The 19494-nt window shown below is 74.1% G+C and carries 21 protein-coding genes and 1 pseudogene; 14 read left to right on the forward strand and 8 right to left on the reverse strand.

Annotated features, from left to right (window positions below):
• Positions 1 to 128 precede the first annotated feature (128 nt).
• Genes AB0J24_RS00180 through aroB form a run of 4 tightly spaced genes read left to right on the forward strand, consistent with a single transcriptional unit; the run spans position 129 to position 3811 of the window.
• Positions 129 to 788: an A24 family peptidase gene (locus AB0J24_RS00180; protein WP_358673031.1), complete on the forward strand. Its 660-nt coding sequence runs from the start codon at positions 129 to 131 to the stop codon at positions 786 to 788.
• A 13-nt stretch (positions 789 to 801) separates the two neighbouring features.
• A complete protein-coding gene (gene aroC / locus AB0J24_RS00185; protein WP_358673033.1) occupies positions 802 to 2007 on the forward strand; it encodes a chorismate synthase in 1206 nt (401 codons plus the stop codon).
• Positions 2004 to 2681 (forward strand): shikimate kinase, encoded by a 678-nt coding sequence (locus tag AB0J24_RS00190; RefSeq protein WP_358673035.1) that lies wholly within the window; start codon positions 2004 to 2006, stop codon positions 2679 to 2681. Before aroC ends, AB0J24_RS00190 begins: the two co-directional genes overlap by 4 nt.
• Positions 2678 to 3811 carry a 3-dehydroquinate synthase gene (gene aroB, locus AB0J24_RS00195; protein ID WP_358673037.1) on the forward strand — a complete coding sequence of 378 codons (1134 nt, stop codon included), beginning with the start codon at positions 2678 to 2680 and terminating at the stop codon, positions 3809 to 3811. The genes AB0J24_RS00190 and aroB overlap by 4 nt, the downstream gene beginning before the upstream one ends.
• A 60-nt stretch (positions 3812 to 3871) precedes the next feature.
• Here the strand turns inward: aroB and AB0J24_RS00200 are convergent, their stop codons facing one another.
• Both AB0J24_RS00200 and AB0J24_RS00205 read right to left on the reverse strand, forming a co-directional pair.
• Positions 3872 to 4477 (reverse strand): HdeD family acid-resistance protein, encoded by a 606-nt coding sequence (locus tag AB0J24_RS00200; RefSeq protein ID WP_358673039.1) that lies wholly within the window; start codon positions 4475 to 4477, stop codon positions 3872 to 3874.
• A gap of 27 nt (positions 4478 to 4504) precedes the next feature.
• Positions 4505 to 5791 carry an AI-2E family transporter gene (locus AB0J24_RS00205; protein ID WP_358673041.1) on the reverse strand — a complete coding sequence of 429 codons (1287 nt, stop codon included), beginning with the start codon at positions 5789 to 5791 and terminating at the stop codon, positions 4505 to 4507.
• A gap of 90 nt (positions 5792 to 5881) precedes the next feature.
• Between AB0J24_RS00205 and AB0J24_RS00210 the strand changes: the two genes are divergently transcribed.
• Entirely contained in the window at positions 5882 to 6859 is a 978-nt protein-coding gene (locus AB0J24_RS00210; RefSeq protein ID WP_358673043.1) for a YhjD/YihY/BrkB family envelope integrity protein, read from the forward strand.
• Positions 6860 to 6865: 6 nt separating this feature from the next.
• On the opposite strand, the gene AB0J24_RS00215 is transcribed toward AB0J24_RS00210, so the two are convergent.
• Positions 6866 to 7582 (reverse strand): MBL fold metallo-hydrolase, encoded by a 717-nt coding sequence (locus AB0J24_RS00215; RefSeq protein WP_358673045.1) that lies wholly within the window; start codon positions 7580 to 7582, stop codon positions 6866 to 6868.
• A 31-nt stretch (positions 7583 to 7613) separates the two neighbouring features.
• Here AB0J24_RS00215 and AB0J24_RS00220 point away from each other — a divergent pair, with 31 nt between their 5' ends.
• The 7 genes and pseudogenes from AB0J24_RS00220 (at position 7614) to AB0J24_RS00250 (ending at position 12429) form a co-directional block, all read left to right on the forward strand.
• Complete coding sequence (locus tag AB0J24_RS00220) at positions 7614 to 8693, forward strand: Xaa-Pro peptidase family protein (RefSeq protein WP_358673047.1); 1080 nt, start codon at positions 7614 to 7616, stop codon at positions 8691 to 8693.
• A 290-nt stretch (positions 8694 to 8983) separates the two neighbouring features.
• Positions 8984 to 9841 carry an ABC transporter permease gene (locus tag AB0J24_RS00225; RefSeq protein WP_358673049.1) on the forward strand — a complete coding sequence of 286 codons (858 nt, stop codon included), beginning with the start codon at positions 8984 to 8986 and terminating at the stop codon, positions 9839 to 9841.
• The gene (locus tag AB0J24_RS00230) at positions 9838 to 10209 is read left to right on the forward strand and encodes a hypothetical protein (protein ID WP_358673051.1); all 372 of its coding nucleotides are present in this window, start codon (positions 9838 to 9840) and stop codon (positions 10207 to 10209) included. The genes AB0J24_RS00225 and AB0J24_RS00230 overlap by 4 nt, the downstream gene beginning before the upstream one ends.
• A 2-nt stretch (positions 10210 to 10211) precedes the next feature.
• Positions 10212 to 10727, forward strand: coding sequence for an ABC transporter permease subunit (locus AB0J24_RS00235; RefSeq protein WP_358673053.1), 516 nt, complete (start codon positions 10212 to 10214; stop codon positions 10725 to 10727).
• Positions 10640 to 11425, forward strand: coding sequence for an ABC transporter ATP-binding protein (locus AB0J24_RS00240; protein WP_358673055.1), 786 nt, complete (start codon positions 10640 to 10642; stop codon positions 11423 to 11425). Before AB0J24_RS00235 ends, AB0J24_RS00240 begins: the two co-directional genes overlap by 88 nt.
• Positions 11426 to 11609: 184 nt before the next feature.
• Positions 11610 to 12110, forward strand: a pseudogene (locus AB0J24_RS00245) (ABC transporter substrate-binding protein); the annotation flags it as partial.
• Between the two features lie 28 nt (positions 12111 to 12138).
• The gene (locus tag AB0J24_RS00250) at positions 12139 to 12429 is read left to right on the forward strand and encodes a hypothetical protein (RefSeq protein ID WP_358674385.1); all 291 of its coding nucleotides are present in this window, start codon (positions 12139 to 12141) and stop codon (positions 12427 to 12429) included.
• Positions 12430 to 12448: 19 nt separating this feature from the next.
• Here AB0J24_RS00250 and AB0J24_RS00255 read toward each other — a convergent pair whose 3' ends face one another.
• The 5 genes from AB0J24_RS00255 to AB0J24_RS00275 are packed head-to-tail and all read right to left on the reverse strand — an operon-like array spanning position 12449 to position 18246.
• Entirely contained in the window at positions 12449 to 13654 is a 1206-nt protein-coding gene (locus AB0J24_RS00255) for an ABC transporter permease (protein ID WP_358673057.1), read from the reverse strand.
• Positions 13654 to 14541 carry an ATP-binding cassette domain-containing protein gene (locus AB0J24_RS00260; protein ID WP_358673059.1) on the reverse strand — a complete coding sequence of 296 codons (888 nt, stop codon included), beginning with the start codon at positions 14539 to 14541 and terminating at the stop codon, positions 13654 to 13656. Before AB0J24_RS00260 ends, AB0J24_RS00255 begins: the two co-directional genes overlap by 1 nt.
• Positions 14538 to 15362, reverse strand: a complete 825-nt coding sequence (locus AB0J24_RS00265; RefSeq protein ID WP_358673061.1) for a type II CAAX endopeptidase family protein — start codon at positions 15360 to 15362, stop codon at positions 14538 to 14540. The genes AB0J24_RS00260 and AB0J24_RS00265 overlap by 4 nt, the downstream gene beginning before the upstream one ends.
• 39 nt (positions 15363 to 15401) lie before the next feature.
• Positions 15402 to 17591, reverse strand: a complete 2190-nt coding sequence (locus tag AB0J24_RS00270; protein WP_358673063.1) for a histidine kinase — start codon at positions 17589 to 17591, stop codon at positions 15402 to 15404.
• Entirely contained in the window at positions 17536 to 18246 is a 711-nt protein-coding gene (locus AB0J24_RS00275; protein WP_358673065.1) for a response regulator transcription factor, read from the reverse strand. Before AB0J24_RS00275 ends, AB0J24_RS00270 begins: the two co-directional genes overlap by 56 nt.
• Before the next feature lie 209 nt (positions 18247 to 18455).
• On the opposite strand from AB0J24_RS00275, the gene efp reads away from it, so the two are divergent.
• Together efp and nusB are read left to right on the forward strand one after the other, a co-directional pair.
• Complete coding sequence (gene efp / locus AB0J24_RS00280; protein WP_358673067.1) at positions 18456 to 19016, forward strand: elongation factor P; 561 nt, start codon at positions 18456 to 18458, stop codon at positions 19014 to 19016.
• A 1-nt stretch (position 19017) separates the two neighbouring features.
• The gene (gene nusB, locus AB0J24_RS00285; protein ID WP_358673069.1) at positions 19018 to 19437 is read left to right on the forward strand and encodes a transcription antitermination factor NusB; all 420 of its coding nucleotides are present in this window, start codon (positions 19018 to 19020) and stop codon (positions 19435 to 19437) included.
• The last annotated feature ends 57 nt before the right edge of the window (positions 19438 to 19494 follow it).

The raw sequence follows: 19494 nt of genomic DNA on the forward strand, positions 1-19494 counted from the left end.
CGACCCATCCTGCCCCGCCCGGGGGGCGCGTCGGGTGCCGGGTGCCGCGCCTGTCCCCATGGGGGCGGTTCGTCCACAACCACGGGAACGGCAGGTCACACCGCCGACCGGAGCTGCAGGGTCGAGGCATGGACCTGCACCTGCTCGCAGCCCTGTTCGCCGGAGCCGTCACCGGGACCGCCACCGGGTTGTCGACCCGGTACGTGCTGCACCGGTGTTCCGGGCTCACCGCGCCGGGCTGCCCGGCGGCCCTGGGCGTGGCCGGAGCCGGGCTCGGGCTGTTCGCCGCGGGCGGGGTGCTCGCCGCCCGGTGGCTGCCGCTGCTCGCGGTGCTGTGCTGGCTCGTCGTCGCCGGTACGAGCACCGACCTCGCGCACCGGCGGCTGCCGAATGTGCTCACCCTCCCCGCGCTGCCGGTGGTGCTGGTGGCGCTCGTCCCGGCCGGTGGCACCGCCGTGCTGCGCGCCGGAGCGGGGGCGCTGCTGCTGGCCGGGGCCTACGCGGTCGTGCACCTGGTCGCACCGGTGGCGATGGGCGCCGGCGATGTGAAGCTCGCGGGCCCGGTGGGGGCCGCGGTGACCGCACCGGGCTGGGGCGGGCTCCCGGTCACGGCACTGCTGGCGATGCTGGTCTCGGGCCTGGTCGCGGTGCTGGCCCTGCTGGCCGGGCGGGCCCGGTGGGGCAGTCGCCTGCCGCACGGCCCGGTGCTGCTCGGTGCCGCGTTGACCGCGCTGCTCCCGGTCGTGACGGGGACCGTGACCTGCTCCGGGGCCACGACCACCGGGTGAGAGGATGGACGCCGTGCTGCGATGGATCACCGCCGGGGAGTCCCACGGCCCGGCCCTGGTGGGTGTGCTGGAAGGCATGGTCGCCGGAGTCGGGATCACCACGAAGGAGCTGCAGGCCGAGCTGGCCCGCCGCAAGCTGGGTTACGGCCGCAGCCCGCGGATGGCGTTCGAGGCCGACGAGCTCGAGGTGATCGGCGGTGTCCGGCACGGGATCACCCAGGGCGGCCCGGTCGCCGTGCGGATCGCCAACACCGAGTGGCCCAAGTGGGAGACCGTGATGGCGGCCGACCCGGTCGCCCCGGAGCTGATCGCGCACCGTGCCCGCAACGCCCCGCTGACCCGCCCCCGCCCCGGGCACGCCGACCTCGCCGGGATGACCAAGTACGGGTTCGACGAGGCCCGGCCGGTCCTGGAGCGCGCCAGCGCCCGGGAGACCGCGGCCCGGGTGGTGCTCGGCACGGTCGCCAAGGCGTTCCTGGAGCAGGCGCTCGGGGTGCGGATCGTCTCGCACGTCGTCGCGATCGGGGCCGTCGACGTCCCCGACGACGAGCCGCTGCCCGGTCCGGACGACCTGGAGCGGATCGACGCCAACCCGGTGCGGGCCTTCACCGGGTCCTCCGGGGCGGCGATGGCCGCCGAGATCGACGCCGCGCACGAGGCCGGGGACACCCTCGGCGGGGTGATCGAGGTGATCGCCTACGGGATGCCGGTCGGCGTCGGCACCTACGTGCAGGCCGACCGCAGGCTCGACGCCCGTCTGGCGTCCGCGCTGATGGGGATCCAGGCGATGAAGGGTGTCGAGATCGGCGACGGGTTCCGCACCGCACACCGTCGCGGCAGCGTCGCGCACGACGAGATGATCCCCGCCGGTCGGCCGCACGAGGGCCCGGCGGGCACCGTGCCGGTCACCCGGCTGACCAACCGGGCCGGCGGGATCGAGGGTGGGATGACCAACGGCGAGCCGGTCCGGATCCGGGTCGCGATGAAACCGATCTCCACCGTGCCGCGTGCGCTCCGCACGATCGACACCGTCACCGGGGAGGAGGCCACGGCCATCCATCAGCGGTCCGACGCGTGCGCCGTGCCGCGGGCCGGTGTCGTCGTCGAGACGATGGTGGCGTTGGTGCTGGCCCAGGCCGCGCTGGAGAAGTTCGGTGGGGACTCACTGACCGAGACCCGCCGCAACGTCGCCGGTTACCTGGCCGGGGGCGACCGGTGAACACCGCGCCGGGCCCCGACCCGCAGGGGCGGCCGTTCCTGGTGCTCGTCGGCCCGCCCGGTTCCGGCAAGACGACGATCGGGTCGCTGCTCGCGCAGCGCCTCGGCCTCACCTTCGCCGACACCGACGCGGTGATCGTCGAGCGGATCGGCAAACCGATCGCGGAGATGTTCGTGCAGGAGGGCGAGGCCGCCTTCCGGAAGCTGGAGCACGAGGTCGTCGCCGAGCAGCTGCGCGCCGGCCACGGCGTGCTCGCCCTCGGTGGTGGCGCGGTGCTGGCCGAGGCGACCCGGGAACTGTTGCGCGAGCACCGGGTCGTCGCGCTCGACGTCGACCTCGCCGACGGGATGCGCCGCACCGGCATGTCGACCGCCCGCCCGCTGCTGGCCGGGGTGAACCCACGGGCCACGTTCCGCGCCCTGCTCGCCGAGCGCGCCCCGCTCTACGCGCAGGTCGCGACCGTTCAGGTGCCGACGGCGCGGCGCAGCCCGAACCAGGTGGCCGCCGCCGTCCTCGGTGCGCTCGGCCTGCCCGGCGGTGCGGAGTCCGATGCCGCGCCGGACGCCTCCCCCGACGCCCAGGACCCGCTCGACCGGCCCACCCCACGGGTCGACTCGGCGCTGCCCGCACCGAGTTTCGGCGCGCCCGGCACGGACCCGACGGAGACCCGATGACCGACCCTCGCCCCCCCGAGCTGCCCGACGCCTCCGGGGACCGCGAGCCGGACGGGTCGGTCCGCATCGAGGTGAACGCCGAGCGCCCGTACCCGGTGCTGGTCGGGGCCGGCGTCGCCGGCCGGCTGGCCGAGATCGTCGCCGGGTCCGGTGCGGGCCGGGTGCTCGTCGTGCACCCGCCGACACTGGCCGAGCGTGCGGAGGCCGCGCGCACTGAACTGGCCGCCGCCGGGCTCGCCGCGTTCCGGCACGAGGTCGCCGACGCGGAGGCCGGGAAGACCCTCGACTCGCTGGCGACCTGCTGGCAGGCGTGCGCGGACGCCGCCCTGAGCCGGGCCGATGTCGTCGTCGGTCTCGGCGGGGGAGCGGTCACCGACCTCGCCGGGTTCGTCGCCGCCACCTGGATGCGCGGCGTGCGGGTCGTGCAGGTGCCGACCACGCTGCTCGCGATGGTCGACGCCGCGGTCGGCGGCAAGACCGGCATCAACACCGACGCCGGGAAGAACCTGGTCGGGGCGTTCCACGAGCCGACCGCGGTACTCGTAGACCTGGACACGCTGCGGACCCTGCCCCGCGAGGAGCTCGTCGCCGGTTCCGCCGAGGTCTGGAAGGCCGGCTTCATCGCCGATCCGGTGATCCTCGACCGGGTGCGGGCCGATCCGGTCGCCGCACTCGACCCGTCGGGGCCGGTGCTCGCCGAGCTGGTGCGGCGCTCGATCCGGGTGAAGGCCGACGTCGTCGGCGCGGACCTGCGGGAGTCGCACCTTCGGGAGATCCTGAACTACGGCCACACCCTGGGCCACGCCGTCGAGCGGCGGGAGGGGTACCGGTGGCGGCACGGCAACGCGGTCGCGGTCGGGCTGGTGTTCGCCGCGGAGCTGGCCCGGGCCGCGGGGCGGCTCGACGACGCTACCGCCGACCTGCACCGCGAGGTGCTGGAGCTGGTGGGGCTGCCGACGTCGTACCGGCCGGGGGTGCTGCCCGAGCTGGTTCAGACCATGCGCGGGGACAAGAAGTCGCGGGCCGGGACGCTGCGGTTCGTCGTCCTCGACGGGCTGGCGAAGCCGGGCCGGTTGGAGGGGCCCGACACCGCGCTGCTGGAGTCCGCCTACGCCGCGATCAGCGGCTGACCGGCAGACCGACGGCCCGGGACCCGAACCGGGGGTCCGGGCCGTCCGTTCTGCGGCGGGTCAGCCGATCGCGGGGTGGGTCTGCGACCGGAAGGCCTGGACGACCAGCACGATCCCGGTCACCACGGCGAACGCGCCGACCAGCCAGAGCAGCGCCAGGATCCCCGACGCCGGCCACACCAGCAGCAGGACACCGAACAGCACGTCGAGCGCCGCCCGGACGGCGACCCAGCCCCACGGCCCGCCGTGCTTGCGGACCTCGTAGGCCGAGATCGCGGTGACGACACCGGCCGCGATCGCCCAGAACGCGATCACGAACAGGATCGCGATCGCGGCCGACGCGGGCAGTGCGAACGCGACGACACCGGCGATGACCGAGACGACACCCTGCGCGACCGTCCAGCCCCAGCCGGGACGCTGCGCCCGGTGCCGGATGCCGAGCGCGATCGCGGCGATGCCGTCGACCAGCGCGTACGCCGCGAACACGAAGATCAGCGCCAGCAGCGCGAGACCCGGGGTGAACAACACCGCGAGCCCGAACGCCAGGACCAGCACGCCACGCAGCGCGACGAGCGCACGGACGCGCTTCGAGACCGCGCCGTCGCCGGTCGGATCCACCGGCGCCGGGGCACCGGCTCCGTCGTTGATGTCGGTCGTGTCCGCCATCTCTCGCTCTCCGTCCGATCAGGATAGTCAGGGTCGTCGTGCGTCCCGGTCCTGCGGGCCGTCGTCGACGGGCCGGACCGCGGTCACCGGGTCGGACGTCGGCCGGTCGCACTGTCCCACTCCGGGTACGGGGCGGACCGGGTCGAAAGTCCCGGTGGTCGCATCCGCCGCTGCGCTGCTGCCGGCCCCGCTGTCATGGCTGCCGGGGCGCTCGGCGTGCCCGGCCGGATCGGTGCCGGCCGGGGACGTGTCCGGGCCACCCGCCGCGGTGGCCGGTGCGGTGGGGACGCTGCCGAGCAGCGCGTCCAGCCACCGCGCCCGCGGATCGACGTCCACCAGCAGCAGCTTCACCAGCAGGGTCAGCGGCACCGCCAGCACCGCACCGAGCGGGCCGAGCAGCCAGGCCCAGAACACCAGTGCGACCAGGGTCACCGACACCGAGAGCCCGACCGCGTTCCCGACGAAACGGGGCTGGACCAACGAGGTGAGCACGAAGTTGACGACGACGAACACGACCGACACGGCGAGTGCCATCGCGGGCCCACCGGCCAGCAGCGCCAGCAGCACCGGCGGGATGAAGCCGATCCAGAAGCCGATGTAGGGGATGTAGTTGGTGATGAACACCAGCAGTCCCCACAGCACCGCCAGCGGCACCCCGAGCGCGGCCAGCACCACGGCGTCGATGACACCGGTCACCAGGCCGACCACCGTGGTGACGACCAGGAACCGCCGGGTCCCGTGGGCGAACCGGCGCAGCGCCGTCGCGATCGCCGGGCGGGCGGTGGCGACCGTGTCCAGCCGCGCCGACGCGGCCGTCGACTCGATCCCGAGGAACAGCAGCAGGGAGAACAGGAAGATCAGGTTTCCGGCCAGCCCGGCCACCTGCATCAGCAGGCCGGCTGCGAGCGCGGTGAGCCGCCGGGCGTCCAGGGAGGACGCGATCGCCTGCAGCTGCTCGGTGCCGACGCCGAACGCGGCGGCCCGCGCGGTGATCCCGGAGACGATCTGGTTCGCCTCGGCGGCATAACCGGGCAGCAGCGTCACCAACCGGGCGATCGCGACGACCGCGACGGTGGACAGCACCAGCAGCACCCCGTAGATCGCGAGCAGCAGGACCGTCGTGGCGATCCAGCCCGGGATGCCGGCCCGACGCAGCCTCCCGTGCAGCGGGTGCACCATGATCACGACCACCAGGGCGAGCGCCACCGGCCCGACGAGCCAGGCGGCGGCGTACAACCCGGCGGCTGCGACGACGGCCGCGGCCGCGCCCAGCAGGACGATCACGGCGCGGGGTGGGGAGGCGTTCTCGATCATGGTCATCTTCTAGCGTCGCGCGGAACGCTCGGTAACGGACCTAGGACCCTGATCACCGGGCAGGTGACCGACCTCGGGGAGGATGGCCGGATGCGAGTGGACATCGGGCACGGGGTGGCGCGGCTGCGCAGCCTCCCCGAGCGGTCGGCGCCGATCGGGCACGCCCGCCGCGCCGTCGACCGCTACCGCCTCCAACGGGGCAACCACCTGTCCGCGGCGGTCGCCTTCTACACCGTGATCGCGGCCGTCCCGCTGGCAATGGTGTCGTTCACGGCGCTGGGGCTCCTGGTGTTCTGGCGGACGACCTCGCCGGACGACCTCGTGCTCGCCGTGCGGACGGCGTTCCCGCCCGGGTTGATGTCGGCGGTCGAACCGGTCCTGGAGACGGCGGCCGACCGGCGTGGCTCGCTGGTCGGCATCGGTCTGCTGGGGGCGCTGTGGGCGGGCACTACCTGGACGTCGTACCTGCGGGAGGCACTGTCGGCGCAGTTCGGGCTGCCCGCGGTACGGATGGTCTCGCCGCGCCGGGTGCTCTGGGACCTGTGGGCGCTGGTGGTGCTGGGTGCGGCCGTGCTGGGCTCGATCGGGGTGACGCTGGCGGTCACCGGGCTCGCCGGGCTCACCCTGGAGCTGTTCGGGCTGCGCGACGCGATCGGCGGGCGGATCGCGCTGCGGGTGGTCGGGGCCGTGCTGGTGCTGGCCGTGGACACGGCGGTGCTGTGTTTCGTGCTGGCCCGGCTGCCGCGCCGTCCGGTGCCGCTGCGCCGGGTGCTGCGTCCCGCCGCGGTCGGCGCGGTCGCGCTGGAGCTGCTGAAGCTGGGGACCGCGCTGGCGGTCGGCGCCGTCTCCGACACCGCCGGCGGGGCCGTGTTCGGCACCGTGCTCGCGACGTTGTTCTTCCTGTTCGCGATGTCCCGGCTGCTGGTCATGCTGGCGGCATGGGTGGCCACCGACGGGGCCGACGGACAGGCCGCTGCACCACCCGGCCGGGTCGGCGTCGAGCGGGACGGGGTGGCGCTACCGGGACCCACCGGCCCCGCCGCCGACGACGGGGCGCGGCTGCGGTAACCGCACTCAGCCGCCGAACGCTGCCACGAACTGCTCCGCCGAGGTCGCGCGGAAGACCATGTTGGTGCGCTGCACGTCCTGCAGCGGTGCGCTGGGTGCGTCGGTGTAGCGGTGCCCGGGGTACACGGTCGGGTTGCCCTTCAGCGACGCCAGCTGCTGCAGCGAGTGGTACATCTGGGCGGCGTCACCACCGGGGAAGTCGGTGCGCCCGCAACTCTGGAGGAACAGCGTGTCCCCGGCGACGAGCCGGTCCCCGTCCGGGTCCTGGACCAGGAAGCACTGGCTGCCCGGGGTGTGGCCGGGGGTGTGCAGCAGCCGGATCCGCAGCGCCCCGACCTCGAGCACGTCGTCGTGGTCGTGCGGGGTCAGGTCGGTCGCCGACAAACCGGTCACCCGGGTCACGTAGTCGGACTCGGCCCGCTGCACGTGCACCGGCACCGGGTTCTTCCCGAGCAGCTCGGCCAGCCCGACCAGGTCGAAGCCCATCATCGACCCGCCGACGTGGTCGGGGTGGTGGTGGGTGGCCAGCACGCCGGTGAGCCGCATCCCGTCGGCGTCGAGCACCGCGAGCAGCTCGTCGGGGGAGTAGGCGGGGTCGACGACGACGGCCTCCCCGGACTCCCGGTCCCCGATCAGGTACGAGAAGTTCACCATCTGGGTGGCGACCGGGTCGCCGACGGCGTAGTCCTGCCCGGAGAGCAGCTGGCGGAAGTACAGGCCCATGCGCCCGACCCTAGGACATAGGGTCGGGCGCATGAGCCACCCCGACCGGCGCGACCGCCTCCGCACCGTCCTGCGCGCCGCCGGGCTGGACGCGCTGCTGGTCACCGACCTGCTCGACGTCCGGTACCTGACCGGGTTCACCGGCTCGAACGCCGCCGCCGTGATCGCCGCGGAACCGGCGGGGGACCTGCTGTGCACCGACGGCCGGTACCGGATCCAGGCCGGCGAGCAGTGTCCGGACCTGGAGATCGTGATCGACCGGCCGAGCGCCCCGGCCGCGGCGGGCCGGGTGCCGGCCGGTGCGACCCTGGGCTACGACTCCGCGGTGCTGACGGTGGACGGTCTCGCCGCGGTCCGGGACGCCACACCGGGCCGGCGGTTGCGCCGGGCCCCGGGGCTGGTCGGCGGGCTGCGCGCGGTCAAGGACGCCGCCGAGGTGGACGCCGTCGGCCGGGCCTGCGCGCTGGCCGACACCGCGTTGCGGGACCTGGTCGAGGCCGGCGGCCTGGCCCCCGGCCGGACCGAGCGCGAGGTGGCGCTGGACCTGGAGGACCGGATGCGCCGGCTCGGTGCGACCGGCCCGTCGTTCGAGACGATCCTCGCCGCCGGGGCGAACTCGGCGGTGCCGCACCATCGGCCCACCGACACGCCGCTGCGCCGCGGCGACCTCGTGAAGATCGACTTCGGGGCGACGCTGGACGGCTACCACTCCGACACCACCCGGACGTTCTGTCTCGGGACGGCGGCGGACTGGCAGCGGGAGCTGCACGCGCTGGTCGACGCCGCCGCGGCCGCCGGCCGGGCGGCGCTGGCCGACGGGGTCGCCGTCACCGCCGCCGACGCCGCCGCCCGTGACGTGATCACCGACGCCGGGCGCGGCGCGGACTTCCCGCACGGCCTGGGCCACGGCATCGGGCTGGCCGTCCACGAGGCCCCGTGGCTGACCTGGACCGGGAACGGGACGGTCGCGGCCGGGCAGCTCGTCACCGTCGAGCCGGGCGTCTACCTGGACGGCCGCGGCGGTGTCCGGATCGAGGACGTGCTGCACGTCGTCGCGGGCGGTCCGGCCGTCGCCCTCACCGCACTGCCGCGCGAGCTGCTCGAGGTGTGACACCGGGCCCCGGCATCCGAACCCGGCACCGGGATGTGGCGTCCGCCGGTCCCGGGGCTGCCGACGGCGGGAACCGTCCTACGTCATCCGTCGCAACCGGGACGTGAGGACCCGCCGCTGCTGTGCCGTCAACCGACGGGCGCGGGTCCGCGCGCGCCGCTCGTAGGGTCCGGGCAGTCAGTCAGTCAGGCGCCGCGCCCGGAGAGGTGAACTCGACCCGCCCGGGCGAGGTGTGGCCGGCACGGCGCCGCCGCTCGGCGGAGGGCGCCGCGACACCGAGAAGGAGCAGCGTGGCACGAGCCGCGGCCCGGCCCACCGCAGCGCCGGAGAGCAGCGACGACGACCCACCCCCCGCACGACCCGCCCGTTCGCCCGCCGTGGCCGGCCACCGCCTGCTCCCGCTCGCCGGGGTCGCGCTCGCGATCGGCGCCTTCGAGCTCGCCCCGCGCACCGGCCTGGTCGACGACCGGTTCCTTCCACCCGCGTCGACGATGTTCGCGGCGCTGGGCCGACTGCTCGGTGACGGCGCCGGACTGTGGATCCCGGTCGGCCAGACGCTGCTGGGATGGGCCCTGGGGCTGGGGCTCGCGGTGCTGGTGGCGCTGCCCCTGGGCATCATGATCGGGTCGGTCTTCCTGCTGTTCATGGCCAGCCGGTCGGTGGTGGAGTTCCTCCGGCCGGTCCCGTCGGTCGCGCTGATCCCGCTCGCGGTGCTGGTGTTCGGCGCCGGGCTGGAGAGCAAGGTGTTCCTCGCGGCCTGGGCGGCGACCTGGCCGATCCTGCTGCAGACCCTCTACGGGGTCCGCGACGTCGACCCGGTCGCCACCGAGACCGCGCGCTCGTTCGGGGTGTCCCGCCGGGAGCGGCTGCTGCGGGTCACGCTGCCCAGCGCGCTGCCCTATGTGGCCACCGGGGTGCGGATCTCCTCGGCGGTGGCGCTGATCCTGGTGGTCACCGCCGAGCTGGTGCTGGGCGCACCCGGGCTCGGGCAGGAGATCAACGTCGCCCGGCAGAGCGCCGCCGTCGACACGATGTACGCCCTGATCATCGTGACCGGGCTGATCGGCTGGGGTCTCAATGCCGTGCTCGCCCGGATCGAGGCCCGGCTGCTGGCCTGGCATCCGTCGCACCGGGAGCGGCGCCGATGAGCACGCCGACCCGTTCGACCCGGATGACCGGCCTCGGGCTCGAGGTGACCGTCCCGGTGCTGCTGCTGGTGGCCTGGGCGGTGCTGTCGCACGACAGCGAATCGTTCTACTTCCCGCCGCTGACCGACATCGTCCGGGCGTTCGGTGACACGTGGTTGTTCGACCGGGTCGGCAGCGACGTCGTCCCCAGCCTGTCCCGGCTGTTCGCCGGGTACCTGATCGCCGTCGTCGCAGCCGTCGGGATCGGGGTGGCACTCGGGCTGTCGGACACCGCGCGCCGGATGGCCGATCCGGTCGTGCAGTTCCTGCGGGCGGTCCCGCCGCCGGTGCTGATCCCGGCCGGGATCCTGGTGCTCGGTGTCGGTTGACGATGAAGGTCGCGCTGATCGCGTTCGTCTGCTTCTGGCCGATCCTGCTGAACACCGTCGACGGCGTGGCCGGGGTCGACCCGACCCTGCAGGAGACCGCGCGCAGCTACCGGATCCCGCGCGGCGAGTACCTGCGCCGGGTCGTGCTCCCCTCGGCGTCGCCGCAGATCTTCGCCGGCGCCCGGGTGAGCCTGTCCATCGCCGTGATCATGATGGTGGTGTCGGAGATGGTCGCCAGCACCGAGGGCATCGGCTACTTCGTCCTGCAGTCCCAGCGCACCTACGCCATCACCGAGATGTGGTCCGGGATCGCGTTGCTCGCCCTGCTCGGCTACGCCCTCAACGGCCTGTTCCTGCTCGTCGAGCGGCGCGCTGCGGTGGCACCGCGGCGCCCGCGCCGGCTCGTCCTGACCTCCCGGGAGGCACCTCCATGCTGCACGTCGAACACCTGCGGATGGTCTACGGCGAGGGCACCCGATCGGCGTTCGAGGCGGTCGGCGACGTCTCCTTCTCGGTGACCGAGCAGGAACTCGTGACGATCGTCGGCCCGTCCGGCGCAGGCAAGACCACCCTGCTCAAGTGCGTCGCCGGGCTGCTGCCGCAGACCGCGGGCACGATCACCCTGGACGGTGAGCCGGTCGACGGGCCGCCGGAGAAGATGGCGCTGGTCTTCCAGGACTACTCCCGCTCGCTCTACCCGTGGATGACGGTCGAGCAGAACGTCGCCTTCCCGCTCAAGCACCGCAGGCTCGCCGCCGACGCGCTCGCGACCCTGGTCACCGACACGCTCGGCTCGGTCGGCCTGGCCGGTGCCGGCCCGAAGTACCCGTGGCAGCTCTCCGGCGGCATGCAGCAGCGGGTGGCGATCGCCAGGGCACTGGCCTACCAGCCGGAGATCCTGCTGATGGACGAGCCGTTCGCGTCGGTGGACGCACAGACCCGGGCCGACCTGGAGGACCTCGTACTCGACCTGCGGGCCCGCTACGGCATCACCGTGCTGCTGGTGACCCACGACATCGACGAGGCCGTCTACCTCAGCGACCGGGTCGTCGTGCTGACCCCGTCGCCGACCGAGGTCGCGGAGATCGTCGACGTCGGCCTGCCCCGCCCGCGGGACCAGGTCGGGACCAAGGAGTTGCCGGAGTTCACCCGCCTGCGCGGCCACGTCTGGCGCTCGATCAAGCGCCCCACCACCCCCGAACCGACGTCCGCCTGACCGGAAGAGAGTGATCATGGGAGAGCCACGCCGGAGAGGTGCCCGCGTCCGCGCGGTCGCCGCACTCGCCGCGGTGGTCGCGCTCGTCGCGGCCGGCTGTGGTGGGGGTGACAGCGGCGGTGCCGACGGAGACGGCCCGACGACCGTCCGGGTCGGCACCCTGCCCATCGCCAACGCGGCCGGGATGTACCTCGGGATGGAGCAGGGCTTCTTCGCCGAGGAAGGCCTGGAGATCGAGCCGACGGTGCTGCAGGGCGGCAACGAGATCGTCACCGGGCTGGTGTCCGGCGACTACGACGTCGGGTTCGTCGGCTACATCTCGGCCGGCGTCGCCGCCGGGCGGGGCGTCCCGGTGTGCGTGCTCACCGCGAGCGACGCCACCGGCACCACGGCCGAGGACGACTGGCAGGTCATGGTGGCGGGACCGGACAACACCATCGGCTCCCCGCAGGACCTCGCCGCCGGCCCGATCGGGATCAACGCGCTCGGCGGTGTCGCCGAGGTGCTGATCCGCGCCGCACTCGACCGGGAGGGCGTCGACCCGGCCTCGATCGAGTTCATCGAGGTGCCGTTCCCCGAGGTTCCGGCGGCGATCGCCGCCGGCCGGGTCGCCGCGGCCTACACCGCGGAGCCGTTCGTGACGACCGTGCTCGACCAGGGTGGTGAGGTCGTGTTCGCGCCCCAGTCGAACCTCGCTCCCGAGTACCCGAACGGTGCCTACGCGGCGAGCCGGCAAGCAGTTCGTGCAGGGCGAGGCGGAGGTCGTCGAGCGGTTCACCCGGGCGATGGAGCGGTCGCTCGACCACGCCCGGGACGACCCGGACGCGGTGCGGGCGGTCATCCCGACCTTCACCCAGATCCCGCCGGAGCTCGCCGGGCGGATGCGGCTGCCGGTGTTCACCTCCGAGCTGGACCGGGCGGCGATCGACGAGCAGATGGGCTTCATGCAGCAGTACGGGGCGGTCGAGGAGGCGCCCACCGCCGACGAGCTGCTCTGCGGGTGAGCCGGTGGCCCGGGCGGGTTCAGGACCCGACCCGCCCGAGCGCCTCCCGCCACGGCACCCGCGCCCCGGTCCGCAGCACCGAGCGGTGGAACACCCGCGCGGCGACCCAACCCAGCACCCCGGTCGCGGCCAGCATGAGCAGCACCGTGACGACGATCTGGACGGTGCTCGCCGAACCGTCGGCGATCCGCAGCGGCATCAGGATCGCCGAGAACGGCGGCACCCACGCCAGCACCGTCGTCAGTGGCGACTCCGGTGAGCTCAGGTGGTAGAACGCGGCGCCGTACAGCAGGAACAGGCTCAGCATCAGCGGTGTGGTCGTGGAGTTCACGTCCTCCTGCCGGGACACCATCGAACCGGCAGCCGCGTACAGGACCGCGTAGAACGCGAACCCGAGCACGAACCAGCCCAGCACGCCCGCGAACACCCCGACCGCGGTCCCGGTCAGCGTCAGCAGGCCGGTCCCGAGCCCGGCCGCCAGCCCGACGACGCCGTAGAGCGCGAGCTGCAGCAGCCCCACCGCGCCGATCCCGAGGATCTTGCCCCAGAGCAGGTGCAGCGGCCGGATCGTCGAGAGCAGCAGCTCCACCACCCGGCTGGACTTCTCCTCGACCACGCCCATCGCCACGTAGGTGCCGAAGCCGAGGATCTGGCCGAACAGCAGGAACAGCGCGGCGACGCTCAGCGCCGTCCGCTGGCCCGCCTCCGGATCGGGCGGGTCCAGCGCATCGACGGTGAGCACGGCGGGCGGGGTCTGCTGGGCGACGACGTCGGGATCGACGCCCAGCCCGGTCAACGCGGCGTCGCGGGCCTGCCCGGCGAGCACGGCGTCCAGGACACCGCCGAGCCCGGCCGGGAGTTCGGAGTCGACGATCGCGGCGGCACCGGTGGCGTCGGGGACCAGCGCGACGTCGAGGTCGCCGGCCTCGACGGCCGCCCGGCCCTCGTCGGCCGAGCCCAGCGGCCGGATCTCGACCGGCGTGCCCGCCCGGTCGGCGGCGGCCTCGACGGCGGCGCCCAGCGACGCATCACCGACGACACCCACGGTGGAGCGCTCCGGTTCCCCGGAGCCGGAGAACATCGAGAACCCGACCACCCCGGCGGCGAGCACCAGCAGCACGATCACGTTGCTGATCACGAAGCTGCGCTTGACCACCTGGGCGCGGAACTCGCGCCGCGCGACCAGCAGCACGGCGCGACGGGCGGAGAGCGGTGGGGCGTCCATCAGGAGACCACCTCCCGGTACAGGTCGCTCAGCGACGGGGTGTGCACGGTGAAGCCGTGGACCGGCCCGGTGGCCAGCGCCGCGGCGAGGACCTCCTGATCGTTCGCGCCGTCGTTGAGGACCAGCGTCGTCCGTCCGTCGCGGACCTGTTCGACCCGGACCCCGGACAACCCGTCGGTCCAGCCGGGTGGCGCGGCGGGGGCGTGCACCTCGAGCCGGACCCCGCCGCTGCGGCGGACCTCACCGACCGTCCCGACGGTCCGCATCCGGCCGGCCACGATGATTCCGACCCGGTCGCAGAGCCGCTGCACCAGATCGAGCTGATGGCTGGAGAACAGCACCGGGACCCCGGTGCGGGCCTTCTCCCGGAGCACCTCGCTCATGACGTCCACCGCGACCGGGTCGAGCCCGGAGAACGGCTCGTCGAGGACCAGTACCGCCGGGTCGTGGACCAGTGCGGCAGCGAGCTGGACGCGCTGCTGGTTGCCGAGGCTGAGCGCGTCGACCGTGCTGCCCAGCCGCTCGGCGATGCCCAGGCGCCCGGCCCAGTGCTCCGCGGCGCGCTGCGCACCGGACCGGTCGACACCGTGCAGCTCGGCCAGGTAGGCGAGCTGCTCGCCCACCTTCATCTTCGGGTACAGACCACGCTCCTCGGGCATGTACCCGATCGTGCGGCGCACCTGCAGGTCCACCGGTCGGCCGGCGAGCCGGACCTGCCCGGAGTCGGCTGCCAGCACACCGAGCGCGATCCGCATGGTCGTCGTCTTGCCGGCGCCGTTGGACCCGACGAAGCCGAAGATCTCACCGGGGCGCACGTCGAAACTCACCCCGTCCAGCGCGACGGTCCGCCCGTAGCGCTTGTGCAGCGCGTCGATCTCGAGGGTCATGATCCGGCCCCGCCCAGGAACAGCGCGGCGATCACGAAGCCGGAGGCGTTGAACACGACGTGCGCGACGACCGCGGGCCACACCGACCGGGACCGCTCGTAGAGCAGCGCGCAGACCACACCGAGCAGGAACGCGATGACCAGGACCACGTTGATCCCGTGCGCCAGTGCGAACACCGCCGAGCTGGCGGGCACCGCGACCCACACCCCGTAACGGCGCAGCGCGCCGTAGCCGATCCCGCGGAACAACAGCTCCTCGGCGAACGGGACGAGCAGCGCTCCGGTCAGCATCACCCCGGTGAACACCAGGGCACTGCCCCCGTCGAGCGCCTCGCCGAGGAACGCCTGCGGGTTCGACATGTCCCCGGTGACCTGCTGGTACCCGGCACCGAGCAGGGCGGCCAGCCCGCGGGCGACCAGCCCCGCCGCGACGGCCACCAGCAGCCAGCCGATCGTGGTGCCGCGCAACCCGATGGCGGGCAGCCACCGCACCCGCAGCGCGAGCGCGCCGAGCGCCGCCAGCAGCGTGCACCCACCGGTGACCGCCAGAACCAGCACCGCCCCTGGCGTGCCGCCGCCGGTCAGGAACAGGACGGCGCCGGCGACGACACTGAGTCCCAGGTAGAGCACGGCACCGGTGAGCAGTTCGGTCCAACCGAGCGACGGGCGGCCGGGCGGGCCCGCACCGACCGGCGCACCTGGTGCGTCCGGTCGCGTCTCCGCGGTGGCGTCCGCCGGTGTCGATGGGGCGTCCGCCGGTGTCGATGCGGTGCCCGGCAGTGTCGTCGCGGCGTCCGCCGGTCTGGTCGTGTCGTCGGCCATCGTGGTCCCCCTCGCCACCGGTGTCGGTGGGCTCCGACGCTAGGGGCCATCGGGGTCGGCCCGCGTCGGCGCAGCGGACGAGATCGTGATCGGCCCGGTCTCGTCCGTGAGGACGAGCGGGCCGCGGGGGAGCGTGGCCCGCACCGTCCAACCCGGACCGCCGGCAGCGGAGGGGCCGGCGGTGAGCCGGCCGCCCAGCAGCGCGACCCGCTCGTGCATGCCGACCAGCCCCAGCCCGGACCCGGCATCGTCGGGGCGGTGGCCCGGCACCGGCCCTTCGTCGGTGACCTCGACCGTCACCTCCGACGGGTGGTTCCCGATCCGCACGACGGTGGGCGACGCGCCTGCGTGCCGGAGCACATTGGTGAGCGCCTCGGTGACGATCCGCTGGGCGAACAGTTCGGCGTCTCCGGGCGGGTCGACCGGGGTCCCGGTGACCTCGGCGTGCACCGGCAGACCGGCCTTCCGGGAGGCGATCAGCAACCGGTCCACGCCGTCCGGGTCGAGCGTCAACCCGTGCGGGTCCGGCGTGGCGCCTGCCAGCTCCGGCAGCACCTCCGCGATCCGGCGTCCGGACTCGGCGATGTGCGCCAGCGCTTCGGCCCGCACTGCCGGGTCGGCCGCCATCCGGGCCGCTCCGGCCTGCACCGCGATCGCGGACACGTGGTGGGCGACGACGTCGTGCAGCTCCCGGGCCACCCGCAGCCGCTCCCGGCCGACCGCATCGCGGGCGTCGGCGTCGGCGCGCTCCTCGCGCAGCCGCTCGGTCACCCGGCGGTGCCTGCCGATCATCACCCCCGCCGCCCACAGCGGGACGACGGCGAGGAACGACAGCAACGTCGTCGCCGGCGGACCCAGCTGCTCCCAGCTGCCGAACAGGGTCCCACCGGCGGCCACCACCGCGGTCGACACCAGGACGGCGACGCCGGAGCGGAGCATCGGCGCCCTGGTCGCGGCGCCCCACACGAGCAGGACCCAACCCGTCTCGGCGAACAGGTTGGCCCCGCCCAGACCACCGGCCGCGAACGACCCGGCGCCCGACACCAGCAGAGCGGAGGCCGGGGCGGTCCGCCACCAGGCGATCGCAGCGAACTGCACGGCGACCACGAGCGCCGCGAGCGGGTCGGTGGGGGGCAGCTGCAGCAGACCCTGGACCAGATCGACCTGGTCGCTGCCGATCTGTTGCCGGGGCAGGACGGCGAACGCGGCCGCGAGGACGAGGAACACTCCCAGGGTGACCAGGCCGACCCGGTCCGGCAGCGGTGGGACCCGGGCCCCGGCCGGACGCCCGGACGCGTCGGACCCGGTGTTCGCGCAGACCTGGGTCGGTGCAGGGCTCGCAGGGGCCCCGCTGCCCAGGGTGGTCCCGGTGTTCGCGGAGGCCCCGGAGCCCGGGGAACGCAGTACGCCCAGCACCCGGCGCATCGCGGCGAGCACCGCCCGGGCCTGCCCGTGCAGCGCCCGCAGCGCCTCGTCGGTGATCGGTCCGCCGGCCGCGCCGCTCGACCCGGCCCCGCCGAGTGCGGCCGCCCCGTCGACGACCCGGTGCAGACCGGTCAGCACCCCGCTGCCGATCTCCTCGGCGATCCGGGCCCGCTCGACGTCCAACGCGGCGGCCCGCCGGATCCGCTCGGTCTCGCGGCGCTCCTCCTCGGCCCGCCGGGCCGCCGTCCGCGTCCACCGCCCGGTGACCAGGCCGATGAGCACCAGCACCGACGCGCTGAGGCCCATCCCGACGACCGCCCCGACCTGCTCGCCGATGCCCTGGGAGTCCGGTTGTCCGCGGCTGCGGAGCAGGGCGGGGACCACCAGTGCACCCAGCAGCGGCAGGACCAGCCGGCCGGCGGCGCTGCCGGGCGAGCGGGCGACGGCGAACGCGAGGATCCCCCACCCGAACACACCGAACCCACCGACCAGGGCGAGGTGGGCGCTCATGAGGGCGGCCGCCAGCAGGTAGGCGCGGCGCGGCCGCCGGCGGCGCGCGAGCACCGCAGCGGCCTGCGCCACGAGGAGCACCGAGCCCACGACGACGGCGACGACCGGGTCGGACAGCACACCGCGGACGAGCGGGTTGCCCGCGGCGAACAACGAGATCATCTCCTGCACACCGAGCAACAGCACCAGCACCGCCAACGCCAGGTCCCCGGCGAGGGAACCGGGGAGCGGCGCCGGATCAGCGCCCGCCCGGGCCACCCGCGCCTCCCGCGTCGCCCGGTCCGGCGGTGTCACCGGCACCGCTTCCGATCAGGCCGTGCTCGTAGGCGAACACCACCAGCTGCACCCGGTCCCGCAGGCCCAGCTTGGCGAGCAGGTTCGACACGTGCGTCTTCACCGTGGTCCCGCCGAGCACCAGCCGGTCGGCGATCTCGGCGTTGGACAGGCCGGCGGCGACGAGCGCGAGCACCTCGCGTTCCCGGTCGGTGAGTGTCCCGGCGGGCCCGGCGTCGGGCTCCGCGGGCGCCGGCACGAACGAGCCGACCAGCCGGCGCGTCACCGACGGCGCGAACAGCTCGTGCCCCGCGTGCACGGTCCGCACCGCGACCTGCAGGTCCTCCGGCTCGACGTCCTTCAGGACGAAGCCGGAGGCGCCGGCCCGCAACGCGTCGTAGACGTGCCGGTCCAGATCGAACGTGGTGACCACCAGCACCCGGATGCCCGGGTCGCGCAGCGCCCGGATCCGCCGGGTGCCCTCGATCCCGTCCGTCCCGGGCATCCGGACGTCCATCAGCACGACGTCGGGGCGCAACGACTCCGCCAGCTCGGCCGCCGCGGCACCGTCGGTCGCCTCCCCGACGACCTCGATGTCCGGTGCGGCGGCCAGCACCGTCCGCAACCCGGCCCGGACCACCGCCTGGTCGTCCGCGACCACCACCCGGATCGTCATCGCGCCCCTCCCGTTCGCCGTACCGCCGCTGACCGGCCGCCCCCCGCGTGCTCCACCCGGCATCCTCGCAGGTGGCTCCGGCCGGTATCCTCGTCCGTCAGGTACGCACCGTCCGGAGCGAGGGTGCGCCCGACGCACCGCATGCCCGGCGTGACGCGCCGCCCGGTGCCGACAGTCAGAACCGACACCCGATCCAGGAGAGCGCGCACGTGGCGACGACGAACGACCTGAAGAACGGCCTGGTGCTGAACCTCGAGGGCCAGCTGTGGACCGTGACGGCGTTCCAGCACGTCAAGCCCGGCAAGGGCGGTGCGTTCGTGCGCACCACGCTGAAGAACGTGATGTCCGGCAAGGTCGTCGACAAGACCTTCAACGCCGGCACCAAGGTCGACACCGCGACGGTGGACCGCCGCGACATGACCTTCCTCTACCGCGACGGCACGGACTTCGTGTTCATGGACAGCGACACCTACGACCAGATCCCGATCTCGGAGAAGGCCGTCGGCGACGCCGCGAAGTACCTGCTGGAGAACGCCACCGCCCAGGTGTCGCTGCACGAGGGCGAGCCGCTGTTCGTCGAGCTGCCCACCTCGGTGGAGCTGGTCATCGCGCACACCGACCCGGGCCTGCAGGGCGACCGGTCCACCGGCGGCACCAAGCCGGCCACGCTGGAGACCGGCGCCGAGATCCAGGTGCCGCTGTTCCTGGAGACCGGCACCCGGGTGAAGGTCGACACGCGGGACGGTCGTTACCTCGGCCGCGTGAGCTGAGGTGCGCGCTCGGACCAAGGCCCGCAAGCGGGCACTGGACATCCTCTTCGAGGCCGAGGCGCGCGGTGAGGCCCCGCTGGAGGTGCTCACCGCCCGTCGGGAGACCGACGACGCACCGCCGGTGCAGGAGTACGCCGGGAAGCTCGTGGAGGGCGTCGCCGCCCACCTGGAGCGGATCGACCAGCTGCTGGCCGAGCACGCCGAGGGCTGGAGCGTCGACCGGATGCCGGCCGTCGACCGCGGGCTGTTGCGGATCGGCGTCTACGAGCTGCTGTGGGTGGACGACGTCGACGACCCGGTGGCGATCACCGAGGCGGTCGAGCTGGCCAGGACGTTGTCCACCGACGACTCGCCGCGTTACGTCAACGGTGTGCTCGGCCAGATCTCCGACATCGCCGAGCACCTGCGCGCCACGCTGTAGGTCCGGGCACGGCGAAGGCCCGCACCGTCTCCGCGACGGGTGCGGGCCTTCTGTGCT

The sequence above is a fragment of the Pseudonocardia sp. NPDC049635 genome (genome assembly GCF_040659795.1).
In the GTDB taxonomy this organism is placed as follows: domain Bacteria; phylum Actinomycetota; class Actinomycetes; order Mycobacteriales; family Pseudonocardiaceae; genus Pseudonocardia.